The 17,277-nt window shown below is 68.0% G+C and carries 12 protein-coding genes; 9 read left to right on the top strand and 3 right to left on the bottom strand.

From position 1 onward, the window contains the following. Positions 1-108 precede the first annotated feature (108 nt). Genes RBB46_RS15990 through RBB46_RS15975 form a run of 4 tightly spaced genes read left to right on the top strand, consistent with a single transcriptional unit; the run spans position 109 to position 4,779 of the window. Positions 109-594, top strand: coding sequence for a TRAP transporter small permease subunit (locus RBB46_RS15990; RefSeq protein WP_306030022.1), 486 nt, complete (start codon positions 109-111; stop codon positions 592-594). Further along, positions 591-1,907 (top strand): TRAP transporter large permease, encoded by a 1,317-nt coding sequence (locus RBB46_RS15985; RefSeq protein WP_306030021.1) that lies wholly within the window; start codon positions 591-593, stop codon positions 1,905-1,907. Before RBB46_RS15990 ends, RBB46_RS15985 begins: the two co-directional genes overlap by 4 nt. Next, positions 1,904-3,265, top strand: coding sequence for a malonyl-CoA decarboxylase (locus RBB46_RS15980; protein WP_306030020.1), 1,362 nt, complete (start codon positions 1,904-1,906; stop codon positions 3,263-3,265). The genes RBB46_RS15985 and RBB46_RS15980 overlap by 4 nt, the downstream gene beginning before the upstream one ends. Continuing rightward, complete coding sequence (locus RBB46_RS15975; protein ID WP_306030019.1) at positions 3,262-4,779, top strand: malonyl-CoA synthase; 1,518 nt, start codon at positions 3,262-3,264, stop codon at positions 4,777-4,779. Before RBB46_RS15980 ends, RBB46_RS15975 begins: the two co-directional genes overlap by 4 nt. A 466-nt stretch (positions 4,780-5,245) precedes the next feature. Here RBB46_RS15975 and RBB46_RS15970 read toward each other — a convergent pair whose 3' ends face one another. Both RBB46_RS15970 and RBB46_RS15965 read right to left on the bottom strand, forming a co-directional pair. Next, positions 5,246-5,809 (bottom strand): rhodanese-like domain-containing protein, encoded by a 564-nt coding sequence (locus tag RBB46_RS15970; RefSeq protein ID WP_306030018.1) that lies wholly within the window; start codon positions 5,807-5,809, stop codon positions 5,246-5,248. 147 nt (positions 5,810-5,956) lie between these two features. After that, positions 5,957-7,750 carry a methyl-accepting chemotaxis protein gene (locus RBB46_RS15965; RefSeq protein WP_306030017.1) on the bottom strand — a complete coding sequence of 598 codons (1,794 nt, stop codon included), beginning with the start codon at positions 7,748-7,750 and terminating at the stop codon, positions 5,957-5,959. Between the two features lie 289 nt (positions 7,751-8,039). On the opposite strand from RBB46_RS15965, the gene RBB46_RS15960 reads away from it, so the two are divergent. The 4 genes from RBB46_RS15960 to RBB46_RS15945 all read left to right on the top strand — a co-directional run bounded on the left by RBB46_RS15960 (position 8,040) and on the right by RBB46_RS15945 (position 14,391). After that, entirely contained in the window at positions 8,040-9,524 is a 1,485-nt protein-coding gene (locus RBB46_RS15960; RefSeq protein ID WP_306030016.1) for an ATP-binding protein, read from the top strand. 109 nt (positions 9,525-9,633) lie between these two features. After that, positions 9,634-9,999 carry a DMT family protein gene (locus RBB46_RS15955; protein ID WP_306030015.1) on the top strand — a complete coding sequence of 122 codons (366 nt, stop codon included), beginning with the start codon at positions 9,634-9,636 and terminating at the stop codon, positions 9,997-9,999. Positions 10,000-10,199: 200 nt separating this feature from the next. Continuing rightward, the gene (locus RBB46_RS15950) at positions 10,200-11,321 is read left to right on the top strand and encodes an efflux RND transporter periplasmic adaptor subunit (protein ID WP_306030014.1); all 1,122 of its coding nucleotides are present in this window, start codon (positions 10,200-10,202) and stop codon (positions 11,319-11,321) included. A gap of 1 nt (position 11,322) precedes the next feature. Next, positions 11,323-14,391 carry an efflux RND transporter permease subunit gene (locus RBB46_RS15945; protein WP_306030013.1) on the top strand — a complete coding sequence of 1,023 codons (3,069 nt, stop codon included), beginning with the start codon at positions 11,323-11,325 and terminating at the stop codon, positions 14,389-14,391. A 286-nt stretch (positions 14,392-14,677) separates the two neighbouring features. On the opposite strand, the gene RBB46_RS15940 is transcribed toward RBB46_RS15945, so the two are convergent. Next, positions 14,678-15,433, bottom strand: coding sequence for an IclR family transcriptional regulator (locus RBB46_RS15940; RefSeq protein ID WP_306030012.1), 756 nt, complete (start codon positions 15,431-15,433; stop codon positions 14,678-14,680). A 273-nt stretch (positions 15,434-15,706) separates the two neighbouring features. Here RBB46_RS15940 and RBB46_RS15935 point away from each other — a divergent pair, with 273 nt between their 5' ends. Continuing rightward, complete coding sequence (locus tag RBB46_RS15935; protein ID WP_306030011.1) at positions 15,707-17,266, top strand: M81 family metallopeptidase; 1,560 nt, start codon at positions 15,707-15,709, stop codon at positions 17,264-17,266. Positions 17,267-17,277 lie beyond the last annotated feature (11 nt).

Genomic DNA, 17,277 nt, shown 5'->3' with positions numbered 1-17,277 from the left:
GGCCGGCGCCCTCCGGATGCGACCGATTTTCAGGACAGGCCCGCTCGCCAGGGGCGGGCCCGCCGGCCGCGCCACTCCGCCTGCCGGCCGAAACCGGAACGAAGATAGATGTCCCTCTACATTTCAGCGGTCTCGGCCGTGTCGCGGGCGCTCGGCGTCTTTGCGATGGTGCTGACCGGTACGGCCGCGCTCGTCGTCACCCACATGGTGATCGTGCGCTATTTCCTCAACGGCTCGACCATCTGGCAGACCGAATACGTCATCTACGCGCTGGTCGCGGCGACCTTTCTCGGTTCGCCCTACGTGCTGCTGCACAAGGGGCATGTCAATGTCGACCTGTTCCAGCTGCGTGCCTCGCCGCCGGTCCGCCGGTTGCTGCAGACTCTGTCGGGCCTTGTCGGCATCGCCTTCTGCGCGCTGCTGGCCTGGTCCGGCTGGACCTATTTCCATGAGGCCTGGTCCTATGGCTGGCGCACGGAAACGGTCTGGGCGATCCCGCTTTGGATCCCCCTGCTGCCGCTGCCCGTGGGCATCGGCATGATGGTGCTGCAATACATCGCTGAAATCATGAAGATCCATGGAGGCGCGAAATGACGCCCATGCTCTGGGGCGCCGGCGTCCTTGTCGGGCTGCTCGGCCTGTTGGCCATCGGCACGCCCATCGCCTTCGCGCTCGGCCTCGTGTCCATTGTCGCGCTCATCCTCGCCGATGGCTGGGGCAGCGTGTCGATCCTCGGCGAGACCTTCTTCGGCGGTCTCGCCTCCTTCGGCCTGGTGTCGATCCCCATGTTCATCCTGATGGGCGCGGCGGTGTCGTCCTCACCCGCCGGCAAGGACCTCTACGAGGCGCTCGACCGGTGGCTGAACCGGGTGCCCGGCGGCCTCGTGCTCTCCAATCTCGGCGCCTGCTCCATCTTCGCCGCCCTTTCCGGCTCCTCGCCGGCGACCTGCGCCGCGATCGGCAAGATGGGCATCCCGGAGATGACCAAGCGCGGCTATCCGAACGAGATCGCCGCCGGCTCCATCGCCGCCGGCGGCACGCTCGGCATCCTCATCCCGCCGTCGATCACGATGATCGTCTACGGCATCGCCACGGAAACCTCGATCGGCCGGCTGTTCCTCGCCGGCCTGTTGCCCGGCGCCATGCTGACCGCGCTGTTCATGGCCTGGACGATCTACGACTGCCACCGCCGCGGCATCGGCCTCGACGCGCTCGGCCGGCGTTTCTCGCTGCGCGAGCGGATCGAGGTCCTGCCCCGGGTGCTGCCGTTCCTGGGCATCATCCTGGCCATTCTCTACGTGCTCTACGGCGGCGTCGCGACGCCTTCGGAGGCGGCCGGCGTCGGCGCGCTGTTCTGCCTGATCTTCGTCGCCCTGATCTACCGGCTGTGGAAGCTGTCGCTCTACAGCACGCTGTTCCGCGACACGCTGAAGGAAAGCGTGATGATCATGATGATCATCGGCGCCTCGGAGCTGTTTTCCTTCGCGCTTTCCTCGCTGTTCATCACCCAGACCATCGCCGAGTGGATCGCGGCGCTCGATGTGAACAAATGGGTGCTGATGGCGATCATCAACGCCTTCCTGTTGTTCGCCGGCTTCTTCCTGCCGCCGGTCGCCGTCATTCTGATGACCGCGCCGATCCTGCTGCCGATCATCATCCAGGCGGGTTTCGATCCCTACTGGTTCGCGGTCATCCTCACCATCAACATGGAAATCGGCTTGATCACACCGCCCGTGGGCTTAAATCTCTACGTGATCAACGGGATCGCGCCGAACATCACGCTCGGCGAGATCCTGCGCGGCTCGCTCCCCTATGTCGGCTGCATGGTCGCGGGGATCGTGCTCCTGTGCCTGGTGCCGGAGATCGCGCTCTGGCTGCCGAACCTGTTGATGGGACCCGCCTTATGAGCAGCAGCAGTTTCTTCAACGACCTCCTTGCCTCGATCGCGGAACAGGGACGGCACCTGCTCGACCTGCGCCGCGAGCGAAACCCAAGCGGCCGGGCGCTGGGCGAACTGTGCGAGGCCCTGCTTTCGGGGCGCGGCGAGGCTTCGGGCGTGGCGCTCGCCCGGGACGTGCTCACCAGCTATGGCGCGCTGTCGGTGGAGGAACGGCTGGCGTTCTTTCAGGAACTGCACGAGCGTTTCGGTCCCGACCGGGAAAAGGTCGGGGCCGCCGCCCGGGCGGTGATCGAGGCGCCGGACGACGATGCGCGCCTGCGCCAGTTGCACGCGGTGTCCGAGCCGCGCCGGCAGGAGCTGATCCGCCGGCTGAACCTGGCGCCCGGCGGCACCTCGGCGCTGGTGAGGATGCGCAAGGACCTGATCGACGCGCTGCGCGCCAATCCGGCCCTGCGCGAGGTCGACCGCGATTTCGAGCACCTGTTCTCGTCCTGGTTCAATCGCGGCTTTCTGGTCATGCGGCGCATCGACTGGTCGACGCCGGCGGTGATCCTGGAGCGGATCATCCGCTACGAGGCGGTGCACGCGATCAGCGACTGGAACGACCTGCGCCGCCGCATCGACCTGGCCGACCGCAGGCTCTACGCCTTCTTCCATCCCGCCCTTGTCGACGATCCGCTGATCTTCGTCGAGGTGGCTCTGACCCGCGACATTCCCGGCGCGATCCCGCCGATCCTGGCCGAGGAGCGGGACGAGCTTGCCGCGGCCGATGCCGGCACCGCCGTCTTCTACTCGATCTCCAACTGCCAGGAGGGCCTGCGCGGCATCTCCTTCGGCAATTTCCTGATCAAGCAGGTGGTGGAGGAACTGCGCCGCGACCTGCCCAACCTGAAGACCTTCGTGACGTTGTCGCCGGTGCCCGGGTTCCGCGCCTGGCTGACATCGGCGCTGGAAAGCGGCGAGCCGCCACTGCCCGCGCTCGTCTCCGACGAACTTCGCGACATGCTCGGGACCGGCGCGGACGCCCCCTTGCCCGAGACCGCGCGCGAGCCGCTCAGGGCGCTTTGCGCGTATTACCTGGTGCGCGAGAAGCGCGGCGGCCAGCGGCCGCTCGATCCGGTCGCCCGCTTTCATCTGGGCAATGGCGCGCGGCTGGAGCGCGTCAACTGGAACGCCGATCCCTCGCGCAACGGGTTGCGCCAGTCCTACGGCGTGATGGTCAACTATCTTTATGATCTCGGCGATATCGAGAAGAACCACGAAGCCTTTGCGGCGAATGGCGCGGTGGCCGCCGCCAGCGGTGTCACGCGCCTGCTGAAATCAGTCCCCGAACACAAAAAACAGACACCGGACCCCGTCGCATGACGCAAAAAAACCACCTCTTTTCCCAGATCCTCTCGGCTGTCCGCGACGAAGCGGCGCCCTTTCTCGAAACCCCGGCCGGCGAGGTCACCACCTATGGCGGGCTGATCGGACGCTCGGCGGCCTTTGCCAACGCGCTCGTCGCGCTGGGCGTCGCGCCCGGCGACCGCGTCGCGGTGCAGGTGGAAAAATCGCCGGAAGCCCTGATGCTTTATCTCGGCACGGTGCGCGCCGGCGCCATCTTCCTGCCGCTCAACACCGCCTACACCCCGGCCGAGATCGACTATTTCGTCGGCGACGCCAAGCCGGCGCTGCTGGTTTGCGACCCGGCGCGGATGGGCGCGCTCAAGGACGTTGCCGACAAGGTCGGGGCCCGGGTGGAAACGCTCGATGCCGAGGGCAGGGGGAGCCTGCGCGAGCGGGCCGATGCGGCGGCCACGACATTCTCCGACATCGCGCGCGGGCCAGACGACCTCGCCGCGATCCTCTACACGTCCGGCACGACGGGCCGCTCGAAGGGGGCCATGCTCTCCCACGAGAACCTGGCCTCCAATGCAAGGGTGCTGTGCGATTACTGGAAGTTCACGGACCGGGACGTGCTGCTGCACGCGCTGCCGATCTTCCACACGCACGGGCTCTTCGTCGCCACCAACGTGACGCTGCTGGCCGGCGGATCGATGCTGTTCCTGCCGAAATTCGACCTCGCGGACGTGTTGCGGCTGATGCCGCGCGCCACGACGATGATGGGCGTGCCGACCTTCTATGCGCGCCTGCTGGGCACCGACGATTTCACCCGCGAGCTGGCGGCCCACATGCGGCTCTTCGTCTCCGGCTCGGCGCCGCTTTCGGCCGAGGTGCACAAGGCCTTCAGCGCCCGCACCGGCCACGCCATTCTCGAGCGCTACGGCATGACCGAGACCAACATGAACACCTCCAACCCCTATGAGGGCGATCGCCGTCCGGGGACGGTGGGGTATCCGCTGCCCGGCGTCGAGCTGCGCATCGCCGATCCCGACAGCGGCAAGGTGCTGGCGCAGGGCGAGGTCGGCGTCATAGAGGTGAGGGGCCCGAACGTCTTCAAGGGCTACTGGCAGATGCCGGAAAAGACCGCGTCCGAGTTCCGCGCCGACGGCTTCTTCATCACCGGTGACATGGGCCTTGTCGACGCACGCGGCTATGTCGCGATCGTCGGGCGGTCGAAGGACCTGATCATCACCGGCGGCTTCAACGTCTATCCGGCCGAGGTGGAGGCGGTCATCGACGAGATCGAGGGCGTTGCCGAAAGCGCCGTCATCGGCGTGCCGCACGCGGATTTCGGCGAGGGCGTCGTCGCCGTGGTCGCGCCGCACAAGGGCGTGGCGCTCGATCCCGAGGCGGTGGTCGCGCCGCTGGCCGACAAGCTGGCGAAGTTCAAGCAGCCCAAGCGCGTCTACGTGCTTCCCGAACTGCCGCGCAACACGATGGGCAAGATCCAGAAGAACGTGCTGCGCGACATGTACAAGGACACGTTCGGCTGAGGGCGTTCGGCGGGGCGAACGATCGCCCCGCCGCCGGGGTTGTCGTCAACTTGCCCTGTCCGGTTGGGAAGGGGCTTCTCCCGGCCGTCATCCCCGGCCGGGAGCGGAGCCGAAGAGCCGGAACCGGTTGATCCCCGGCGGGAGGGAGGCGCGAGCGCTTGCCCTCCCCACGGACGTCATCCCGGACTTGATCCGGGATCCATTGGCAACCCCGGCAGGCATGATGGCTCCCGCCGGTCTCGGCGGACCTGCGTGCGGTCGCCGCGATTCTGTTGCACTCGCTCTGGGAACGAATAGGCCCCGGGTCGCGCTGCGCTTGCCCGGGGTGACGGCCTGAGGGTGGGGCGGAGCCGGAGAGCCGGAACCGATTGCCCCCGGCGGGGATGACATCGGAGTTCGGAGCGCGGCCTTTGCGGACAGGCGCCAGGCCGCGCTTTCAGCCCGGGATGACGTGAACGGGGCCGCCTCAGAACAGGTTCTCGACCGTGGTCAGGCCGAGCACGGTCCAGTCCTGCATGCCGCCGCGATAATAGTGGATCTTCGTCGCCGGGAAGCCCTCGCGCACCATCGCCTTGATCGCCTGCGGGCTCTGGCCGCAGGCCGGGCCGTTGCAGAAGGCGAAGACGTCGAGCGCGCCCGCGCAGTCCCAGCTGCCCTGGGAACCCTCGCAGCCGAGTTCGTCGAGGCGCATGGCGACCTCGGTATAGGGAATGTGGATCGAGCCGGGAATGGTGGATTTCACCCGCCATTCCGTCGTGCGCATGTCGACGACGCGGGCGGTTTCGTCCTGCAGCGCCGCCAGCACCTCCAGTTCGCCCGCCGCATGGACGCCGGGAACCGGGATCATCGGCTGCAGCACCCCGCCGATCAGCTGCACCTCGTTCTTCTGGCGGGTGATCTCGACCGGGCCGTCCTCGGTCTCGATGGTGACAGAGGTGACGTCGGGCCCGATCTGCAGGGCATCGGCGGCAAGAAGCGGAAGCGGCGCGGCGGCAAGGGCTGCTGCACACAGGGCGGTCAACAGGCGCATTCGATATCCTCCCGGACGGGCTGCCATGCGCAGCCTCTCGTTACACATGCATGATTTCGAATGTGACCGGGAAAAGCAAGCGTTCTTGGAAGTCTTGCAGGTACCCGATGGCCGGAGGACGCAGCCCCCGGCCATGGGGCGTTCGTGTCAGGCGTGATGGCGACAGGCGGCGGCGGGCTTGCCGGCGTGACGCTCCGCGTCCTTCAGGTCATCGGCGAGCACGCCGGCGAACCGGTCGAGCGCCGCCAGCACCTGACGACTGGCGGTCTCGAGTTCGCCGAGCCTTTCAGCCGTGCCGTCGGAATCTCCGGCGGCATGCGCCTCGAGCGCCGCGCGGGCGGCGTCGTGGACCGTCCGGTGCGGTTCCCTGATGGCGGCATAGGCGGGATGGGCGCGGATGCGTTCGTCGGCCACGGCATCGTACCAGCGGCCGAGCCGGCAACCGTGGTGGTCGGGCACGGCCTGCGCCGTCCACTCGTCGCGGCCCAGGATCGTGTCGACGACCCGCTTCTTGAACAGCACGTGGTCGATCTTCGCCATCTCGCACAGCGAACGGTGCGAGCCCTCGTCGAACCAGTTCCGGGCATTGGCCTCGAAGCGCTTGTTGCTGGTCTCCAGGGTGGTGCTCATCGACAGGAGCTGGCTGTCGTTCTCGACGGCAAGGTCGGCGACGCCGGTGATGCTCTGCGCGATCTCCTGGCTGGCATCCTTCTGCTGCTGCAGGATCGCGGAAATGTCCTGCATGCGCCCGGACACCTCGGCGATCTGCGTGCCGATCGAGACCATGCGCTCGTTGGCGCCCTCGATGGTCTGCTGGCCGCGCTCCACCGCCTCCCGGGATCCGGCGATAGACCGCTGGGTCGTCACCATGCCGGCCTGCAGCGCGGCGATGCGCCGGGTGATGTCGTCGGTTGCCCGCGCCGCTTGGGTGGCAAGGCTCTTCACCTCGCTGGCGACGACGGCAAAGCCCTTGCCGGCCTCACCCGCGCGGGCGGCCTCGATCGTCGCGTTGAGCGCCAGGAGGTTGGTCTGGTTGGCGATGCTCTCGATCACCGACAGGAACTCGCCGATCTGCTCGGACGCCGTCTGCAGGTCCGCCAGGTTCTGTGCGCTTTCCTGGGAGGCGGAGGCGATATCGGCCATCCGGCCGGACACGTCCTGCATGGCGCGCAGGCCGTCCGCCACGGCCTCGTTGGTGGCATCCGCCATCCGCGCCGCGCCGTCGCTGTTCTCGGCGATCTGCTCCACCGAAGTCACCAGTTCCGCCGCCGCCGCCGAAATCGCCTGCCCGCCCTCGCGCGCCCTTCGCGTGTTGCGCGACAGCGTCGCCATGCTGACGGCGACGTCGTTGATGTCGGAAACGGTGCCGGCCAGGCTCGTCAGCGAGGCCAGTTCGGTGTCGCGCCGGTTCTCCTCGGCGCGCTGGCCCAGGACGCCCGTCTCGTAGGCGTCATAGGAGACGATCATGTCGAGGAAGGCGCGGCTGACGAGCGTCTGCAGCGCCTCGGCGAGCCGGCCCGGGCTGAGCCGGTGGTGGCGGGTCACGGCCGGGATCGCCTCGACCAGCAGGCGGCCATAGGAAGCGAGGTACCATTTCGGCTCCAGCCCGATGCGCACATGCGCCTCGCCGATGCGCTTGGCACGGGCCTCGAACTCCTCATCGGGCGGGTTGTTGAAGATATGATCCCAGTGGCCCATCTGGGCCCCCTTGAGACGGGTCACCTGGTTGCCGGAACGGCCAAGCTTTTCGGCAAGCTCGGGCGTGTCGCCGATCGATCCGTAGAAGGCATCGAGAATGCCGGGCATCGCGGGCTTCAGGTTGCGCCAGAGCGCACGGGCCTGCTCGACATCGAACGTGTCGGCGCCTATGAAGCGGGCGATCTCCTGGCTGAGGCGTTCCTTTTGCGGCTCGGGGCCGGACTTGCGTGCAACTGGGCTCATGATCGTTCCTTGGGGGGAGGCAGGCGGGTGTTGGCTCACGTTTCGGCGCGCCGAGTAAACAAGGTGCTAACAGTTCTTGATCAATGAATGTTTTGTATGACTTGCCGTCGCGGCGCCCGGGACTGTCCCCTGTTTCCGTCGGTTTCGCCCACACCGGCTTTGGCCGGAGGGGCGAATCGCCGATAGTGCGGGAAAGCGACCCTGCGGATGGCCCGCCCGTGCGCGGCGCCGGTGACGTTGTCACGGCGTCCCGGCCATCCTGTTCCGACCACACGAGACCATCGCGAGAATGACAGTCAGTATCGACATGGGAGAGGTGAGGGGCGTCGGGGCGTCCGCGCCCTGCACCTTCGACCTTGAGGAACTGCTTGCCACGCGGCTTCTGGTCCAGGGCAATTCCGGATCGGGAAAGTCGCATCTGCTGCGCCGTCTGCTCGAACAGAGCGCGCCCTGGGTCCAGCAGGTGATCGTCGACCCGGAAGGCGACTTCGTCACCCTGTCCGACCGGTTCGGCCATGTGGTGGTCGATGCGGCGGGAAGCGAGCGCGATCTCGCGGTGATCGCCGCCCGTGTGCGCGCCCATCGCGTGTCCGTCGTGCTCAACCTGGAAGGGCTTGAACCCGACCGCCAGATGAAGGCGGCGGCGGTGTTCCTCAACGCGCTGTTCGAAGCCGAGCGCGATCACTGGTACCCGGTGCTTGTCGTGGTCGACGAGGCACAGCTCTTTGCCCCTGCCGCTTCCGGCGATACCGGCGAGGAGGCACGGCGCGTCGCGCTCGGCGCCATGACCAACCTGATGTGCCGCGGCCGCAAGCGCGGGCTGGCCGGGGTGATCGCCACCCAGCGCCTGGCGAAGCTTGCCAAGAACGTCGCGGCGGAGGCCTCCAACTTCCTGATGGGGCGGACGTTCCTCGACATCGACATGGCGCGCGCGGCCGACCTGCTCGGCATGGAGAAGCGCCAGGCCGAAGCCTTCCGCAATCTCGACCGGGGCCATTTCGTGGCGCTCGGCCCGGCCGTCTCGCGCCGTCCGATGACGGTGCGCATCGGCGCGGTGGAAACCACCGGGCGCGGCGGCGGGCCGAAGCTGACGCCGCTGCCGCAGGCGCGGCCCGAAGAGCTGCAGGACCTCCTGTTCCAGCCGGCCAGCAACGGCGAGCGCAGCGCGGCCGAGCGTCCGCCGACACCGCAGGTGGTGCCGGCCTCCGAGGTTCTGGAGCGGCTGACGCGGCAGGCGGCGGCGCGCGAGGCGGCCCTCGAGGCCGAGCCGCTCGACCGCGAGGCGCATGAGAAGTCGGTGGCGGCGCTGATCGCCGAACTGCTTGGCGACGGCGAGGCCGCCTTCCAGCCGGTCGCCGCGCTCTATCAGGATTTCCTCGTGCGCTGCCGCATCGCCCGCCTGCCGGGCCGCCCGCCGGAACTGGCCGAATTCCGCCAGCGCGTGGCGCTCGCCCGTGCCGGCGTCGAGCCGAGCGATGTCGATCCGGCTGTCTGGTCGGCGGCGGAGACGGTCGCCGCCAGCCTTCCCGAGGAGATGCGCGGCGTCTACCTGTTGATCGCCAAGGCGGCGCTGGAGGGGCGGGTGTGCCCGCCCGACGCGGAGATCGCGCGCGCCTACGGCACCCGCTCGCCGGGGCGGGCGCGCTGGCTGCTGACCCATATGGAGGAGCAGGGTGTGCTGGTCTGCGTCAACGATCTGCGCGGCAACCGCATCGTCACGCTGACCGACCTCGACTGCCAGACGGCCGCCCCCGGTTCCCGCGCCGCCGGCTGAGCCCTCGTCACGGCGAAGGGGCAGGTGCGAAACCGGTGTTTTTCCGCTCGCAACGGTCTGCGGCTCGTGTCAAATGCGGCAATCAGGTTCCCGTTCCGGAGATCCCCGCTTGACCGCCCTGCCTGCCGCCGGCCCCCTGGTGCCGCTCGCGACGATCGGACTGCTGATCGCGTCCAACGTCTTCATGACCTTTGCCTGGTACGGACATCTGAAGTTCAAGGCGACGCCGCTTGTCGTCGTGATCCTGGCGAGCTGGGGCATCGCCTTCTTCGAGTATCTGCTGCAGGTGCCGGCCAACCGCATCGGCCACGGGGTGTTTTCCGCCGCCGAGCTGAAGACGATCCAGGAAGTGATCACCCTCGGTGTCTTCGCCGTCTTCTCCGTTGCCTATCTGGGCGAGGAATTGCGCTGGACCCATTTCGCCGGTTTCACGCTGATCGCGGCCGGCGCGGGCCTTGTCTTCTACAAGCCGTAGCGCGAAACGCCGGGCTTTCGCTGCACGGTGTTTCACCTTGTCAGTACTGACGCTGCTATCTATTCTTGCTGCGTGGTTTCACGCATGCGCGGCAACCGTCCGGACGCAGACAGCGCACCGGGACGAGGAGCGCCAGGCGGCAAGCCGCTGAACAGGCCCAGCCGCGAACCGCGGCCGGCCGGCGCCGAGGTTGTCCGACAATGCGTTTGTGGAATTTGCCTGCTCTCGGCACTGCCGGCCTTGCACTCGTCCTGGCCGGAGGCGTCGCCTATCTGAGCCAGTCCGAGGGACCCGTCTCGATCGCCTCGCTGCTGCCGGCCTCCGCCTCGACGGAAGCCGCGCGCGGGGCGGGCGCCGAAAAGCGTCGGCCTGCGGTCGCCGTCGAGACGGCGCCGGTCAACGTCCATGACATCGTCGAGGACATCCGTGCCTTCGGCACGCTGGTCGCCAACGAGTCGGTGGTCATCTCGCCGGAGATCGCCGGTCGCGTCGCGCGCCTCGCCTTCACCGAGGGGCAGCGGGTCGAGGCCGGCGACGTGCTGGTCGAGCTGGATGCGGAAATCCTCAAGGCGGAGCTCGACAAGGCCCGTTCCGAAGTCTCGCTCGCCGAGGCCAATTTCGAACGCGCCCGCAAGCTCGCCGAACAGGGCAGCGGCACGCTGCGTGCCCGCGACGAGACGGCCCAGGCCCGCATCGCCGCGCAGGCCAACCTGTCGCTGGCCGAGGCGCGCCTGGCCAAGACCTCGATCGAGGCGCCTTTCGCCGGCACGGTCGGCTTCCGCACGATCAGCGCCGGCGCCTATCTCAGCCCCGGAGACCGGATCGTGGAGCTGGCCAGCACAGACCCGCTGAAGGTCGAGTTCCGGGTGTCGGAAACCTATCTGGCAAAGCTCGGCAAGGGGCTGTCGGTGCAGGTCTCCGTCGATGCGCGCCCCGGCGAGGAAATTCCCGGCACGATCACCGCCATCGATCCGATCGTCGACGTTTCCGGGCGTGCCATCCGCCTGCGCGCCGAGGTGTCGAACCCGGACGGCCGCCTGTCGCCGGGGCTGTTCGCCCGCATCCGCATCGTCATCGAGGAGCGGCCCGAGGCGCTGCTGGTGCCCGAGGCGGCGATCTTCCAGGATGGCGGGCGGCTCTACGTCTACCGGGTCGAGGAGGGGCGCGCCGTCAAGACGCCGGTCGAGATCGGCCTGCGCCGTCCCGGCGATGTGGAGATCACCGGCGGTCTGAAGCGCGAGGCGGTGGTGGTCACCGCCGGGCAGCTGTTGTTGCGTGATGGCGCCACGGTCGACGTCGTCGACGGACCGAAGGGTTCCTGACATGGGCCTGCTCGAATTCTTCGTTCGCAAGCCGGTCTTCGCCTCCGTCGTCAGCCTGATGATCGTGCTGCTCGGGCTGGTCTCCTTCTCGCGGCTGTCCTTGCGGGAATATCCCAACATCGACCCGCCGGTCGTCTCCGTGCGCACCGACTATCCCGGCGCCAGCGCGCAGATCATCGAATCCCAGGTCACCCAGGTGCTCGAGGGATCGATTGCCGGCATTGGCGGCGTCGAGATCCTGGAAAGCCGCTCGCGGCCGGAGTCGAGCCGCATCACCGTGCGCTTCCTGCTGTCCGTCGATCCGGACGAGGCCGCCAACGACGTGCGCGACCGGGTCAGCCGCGTGCGCGGCCGCCTGCCCGACGAGGTCTCGGAACCGGTCGTCTCCAAGGTCGAGGCCGATGCACAGTCGATCATCTTCATCGCGCTCACCAGCGACCGCAACAGCCCCATCGAGGTGTCCGACTACGCCGACCGCTACATCAAGGACCGGTTGCAGAACCTGCCGGGCGTTGCCGAGGTGCGCATCTTCGGCGAGCGCCGCTACGCGATGCGGGTGTGGATCGACCGTACCCGGCTCGCCGCTTACGAACTGACCGTGCAGGATGTCGAGCTTGCCCTGCGCCAGCAGAATGTCGAGGTGCCCTCCGGGCGGATCGAGAGTTTCGACCGCGAATTCACGGTGCTTTCGCGCACCGGGCTGACCACCAGCGAGCAGTTCCGCCGGATCGTTGTCAAGGACGCGAACGGCTTTTCCGTCCGCCTTGGCGACGTCGCGCGGGTGGCGGTGGGGCCGGAGGACGAGCGCCGCACGACACGCTACAAGGGCGACAATGCGGTCATCCTGGGCGTGGTCAAGCAGGCGACCGCCAATCCGCTCGACGTGTCGCGGGCGATGAACGAGGCGATGCCCGACATTCGCCGCGACCTGCCGGCCGGCATGAACGCCGATATCGCCTATGACAAGTCGATCTTCATCGACCGTTCGATCGAGGCGGTGTTCATGACCATCGCGGAGGCGGTGGTTCTTGTCGTTCTGGTGATCTTCTTCTTCCTGCGTTCGCTGCGCGCCACCCTGATCCCGCTGGTCACCATCCCGGTCTCGCTGGTCGGCGCCTGCACGGTGATCTACGCGCTCGGCTTTTCCATCAACACGCTGACGCTGCTGGCCATGGTGCTGGCCATCGGCCTCGTCGTCGACGATGCCATCGTCGTGCTGGAGAACATCCATCGGCACATCGAAAAGGGCATGAAGCCGGTGCGCGCCGCGATCACCGGCATTCAGGAGATCTCCGGCGCGGTCGTCGCGATGACCCTGACGCTTGCCGCCGTCTACGCGCCGGTCGCCTTCGCGGCCGGGCGGACGGGCAAGCTGTTCACCGAGTTTGCCCTGACGCTCGCCGCCGCGGTGCTGATGTCCGGCCTGGTGGCGCTGACGCTCTCGCCCATGATGTGCGCCAAGCTGCTGCGCGAACACGAGAAGCCGGGCCGCATCTCCGCCACGCTGGAGCGCGGTCTCGACGCGGTCAACGAGGCCTATCGGCGGCTTCTGGTGCTGTCGCTCAAGGTGCGCTGGCTGGTGGTCCTGCTGGTCTTTGCGGTCGCGGGCGCCTCCTGGATGCTGCTGACGACGCTGAAGTCGGAACTGGCCCCGCTCGAGGATCGCGGTGTGCTGTTCCTGACCGGTTCGGCGCCCGAAGGGGCGACCATCGACTTCACCAGCCGCTACGGGCTGCAGGTCGAGCAGATCATCGGTGCGGTGCCGGAGGTGAATTCCTTCTTCGTCATCGCCGGCTCGCCGGAGGTCAACGACATCACCTCCTTCTCGCAGCTGGCGCCCTGGGAGACCCGCACGCGCAGCCAGATCGAGATCGGCGCGCAGCTGCAGCCGCAAATCCGCCGCGTCGCCGGCCTGCGCGCCTCGGTCAACAATCCCGGCTCGTTCGGCGTCAGCCCGCGCTCGCGACCCATCGAATTCATGATCCTCACCTCCGAGCCCTACGAGCGGCTCGACGAGATGGTCAATTCCTTCCTCGACGCGATCTCCGAGAACCCCAATCTCGTCAACATCAACAGCGATCTCAGCCTCAACAAGCCGCAGATCGAGGTCGAGCTCGACCGCGACCGTGTCGCCGACGTGGGCGCGGGAGTGCTGACCGTCGGGCGGACGATGGAGACGCTGCTCGGCGGGCGCAAGGTCACCCGCTTCAACATGAACGGCGAGCAGTATGACGTGATCGTCCAGGTCGATCCGTCCGACCGCCGCACGCCGGGCGACCTGCAGGACATCTACGTGCGCGGCCAGAACGGCGCGATGGTGCAGCTGTCCAACCTGATCAGCGTGCGCGAGAGCGTGTCGCCGAAGGAGCTGAACCGCTTCAACCAGCTGCGCGCCGCCAAGATCTCCGGCAACCTGGCGCCGGGCTATTCGCTCGGCGAGGCGCTCGACTACCTGGAGGCGACGGCGGCGCAGGTGCTGCCCTCGAGCGCCCGCACCGACTATGGCGGGGTGTCGCGCGAGTTCCGCCAGACGGGATCGAGCCTTGCCTTCATCTTCGTGCTGGCGCTGGGTTTCATCTACCTGGTGCTTTCCGCCCAGTTCGAGAGCTTCGTCGATCCCTTCATCATCATGTTGACGGTGCCGCTGTCGATGCTCGGCGCGCTGGCCGCGATGCACTACACGGGCGGGACGCTCAACATCTACAGCCAGATCGGGCTGGTGACGCTGATCGGCCTGATCACCAAGCACGGCATCCTCATCGTCCAGTTCGCCAACCAGCTGCAGGAGGCGGGGCAGGGTCGGCGCGAGGCGGTGATCGAGGCGGCGGCGCTGCGCCTGCGCCCGATCCTGATGACCACCGGCGCGATGGTCTTCGGCGCGGTACCGCTGGCGCTGGCCGGCGGAGCGGGCGGCGAGAGCCGGCAGGCGATCGGCTGGGTCATTGTCGGGGGCATGAGCTTCGGCACGGTGCTGACGCTGTTCGTCGTGCCGACCGCCTACACGCTGTTCTCCCGGGATCGCGCGAAGCGGCGTGCGGGCGGCGGCGCAAGCGCCCAGCCGGCGGAATAGGCGGGGGTGACGGGTGCTTGCCACCCTCTTGGAGATCATCCCCGGCTTGACGGGGACCCATTGGCAACCCCGGCTGGCGTGACAGCTCCCTCCAGTGGCGGCAGGAACGCCATGCGGCCGCAGCGATCCTGTCGTCTCCGCTCCGGGAACGAATGGCCCCCCGCTCTGCGCTGCGCTCCGGCGGGGGTGACGGCCTGAGGACGGGGTGAGGGCAGGGAACTGACCGGGTCCCCAGGGTGGCGGACTGAGTGCGGGGCAGCCCGGCTGGCAATGCGTCTTCGGTCGCTTACGCCCGGCTGAGCGCGCGCGCGGTCGACTGGGCGATCGGCGCGAACTTCTGGCAGAATTCCTCCGGCTGCCATTCCGACAGCGAGCCGGCAACGTGGATCGCGGCGACCGGTCGCCCGTCCGGCCCGGTGATGGCAACGCCAAGGGCGATTTCGCCGGGAACCACCTCCTCCAGCGCGCAGGCATAGCCGACCTCGCGCGCCTCGCGCACCTTGTCCCGGATCGCCTGCGGGTCGGTGATGGTGCGCATGGTGATCGGCCTGAGCTCGGAACGGGCGAGAATGCCGTCCACCTCCGCATCGGCGAGAAGCGCCAGGATGGCCCGTCCCCCGCTTGCACAAAATGTCGGCACCGCGTGCCCGATAAGTGCCGCGAAGAAGGTCTCCCGCTTGCTCTGGTTGCGCGCCGCGTAAACTACCCGCAGGTCGTCGAACAGGCTGAGATCGACACGTTCGTGCACGTGACGCCGCAATTCCTGCAGCACCGGCGTTGCCCGTTCGACCAGTGGATTGAGGCGCAGGTAGTCGAGCGAATGGTCGAGCAGGCGCAGGCCCGGCACGAAGCCGCGATCCGTCGCGTCGCGCTCGATATAGCCCAGCTTGCGCAGGGTGTGGACGAAGCGCTGGGCAGCGCTCTTGTCCATGTCGCCGGCCGCCGCGATCTCGGTCAGCGTCATCGGCGCGTCGGCCTGGTGGAAGGCCGACAGCACCTGCATGGCGCGGGCAACCGAGCGGACGAATAGGGGATCGCTCATCTGCTCCTCCGGCGTGCCGGCATCCGGCCTGGCCCGCGGCCACCAACCTGTCATTCGCATTCCCCAGCTCTGCACATGCTCATTAAACGGCATTGACTCGCCGTCTCGCTGAACCTTATCGTAAATAATAATACGAATGTATTGCAATATAATACACGAGGGGTCGGCATTGGTCATTCGTAGAGTTGCATCCTCCCGCAAGCCGGGCTGGCCGGCGACACGGTTTGCGAGTATCGACCGCGCGCCGGCGCCGCTTGGCGCGGGGATCCGGTCATGACCAGCCGCGTCGCGCTTGCCGGTTTTCTCCACGAAACCAATACATTCGCTCCCTCGCTCGCGACCATGGCGCATTTCGAGCAGGGCGGCGGCTATCTGCCGATCTCGCGAGGGCCGGAAATCCTGGAGCGCTGCGGCGACGTCAATCTCGGCATCTCGGGCGCCGTCGCGCATGCCCGCAAGGCCGGCTGGGACATGGTCCCGGTCCTGTGGACGGGCGCGATCCCTTCAGCCCATGTGACGCGCGATGCCTATGAGCGGATCGCCGGCGAGATCGTCGAGGGAATCGCCGCCGCCCACCGCGCCGCGCCGCTCGACGGCGTCTGCCTCGACCTGCACGGGGCGATGGTGGCCGAGCATCTGGAAGACGGCGAGGGCGAGTTGATCGCCCGGGTGCGTTCCGTGGTCGGTCCGCGCGTACCGATCGCCGTCAGCCTCGACCTGCATGGAAACACGACGCGGCAGATGGTCTCGCAGGCCGATTTCCTCGTTGCCTTCCGAACCTATCCCCATGTCGACATGGCCGAAACCGGCCGGCGCGCGGCCGAGGGGCTCGACCGGATCATGGCGCGGGGGCGGCCTTTCGAAAAAGCCTTCCGCCAGTTGCCCTTCCTCATTCCGATCCCCTGGCAGTGCACCTTCATCGAGCCGGCCAGGAGCCTTTATGCCGAACTTGGCGCGATGGAGGGCGACGAGGTCGCGAGCCTTTCCTACTGGATGGGCTTTCCGGCCGCCGATATCGCCGAATGCGGCCAGAGCGTGCTTGCTTACGGGGAAACGCAGGCGGCCGCCGATGCCGCCGCCGACCGGTTGGTGGCGCGGATCATGGACAGCGAGAGCGCCTTTGCCGGGCGCGCCTTCGAACCCGACGAGGGCGTTGCCGAGGCGATGCGCATCGCCACCGCCGCGACCCGGCCCGTCGTCATCGCGGACACCCAGGACAACCCGGGCGCCGGCGGCGATTCCAACACGACCGGCATGCTGCGCGCGCTGCTGCGCGCCGGCGCCAGCAACGCCGCGCTCGGGCTGATGGTCGACCCGGCCGCCGCCCGTGCAGCCCACGACGCCGGCGAGGGCGCCATGATCGGGATCTCGCTCGGCGGACAGTCGAACGTGCCCGGCGACGCGCCGTTCGAGGGAACCTTCCGGGTCGAGGCGCTGTCGAACGGCGACCTGCACGCGACCGGCCCCTACTATGGCGGCACGCGCATGAATGTGGGCCCTTCCGCCTGCCTTGCCATCGACGGCGTCAGGATCGCCGTTGCCAGCCACAAGGCGCAGATGGCGGACCTTGCCATGTATCGCTTCGTCGGCATCGAGCCGACGGAAATGGCGATCCTCGTCAACAAGAGTTCGGTGCATTTCCGCGCCGATTTCGACCCAATCGCCGAGACGGTGCTGGTGTGCACCGCGCCCGGCCCGATGCCGCTCGATCCGGCAAGCCTTGCCTGGACGCGGCTGCGGCCGGGCATGCGCCTGTCGCCCGGCGGCCCCGTTTTCGGCGATCCGGCGGGCGCGCCGGCAAAGCCGTCCGAACTGCACGTCCTGGAGGGCTGACCTGCGAGGCA

The organism is Stappia sp. MMSF_3263, from assembly GCF_030733745.1.
GTDB lineage: Bacteria > Pseudomonadota > Alphaproteobacteria > Rhizobiales > Stappiaceae > Stappia.
This window is presented reverse-complemented; position numbering and strand designations above follow the sequence as displayed.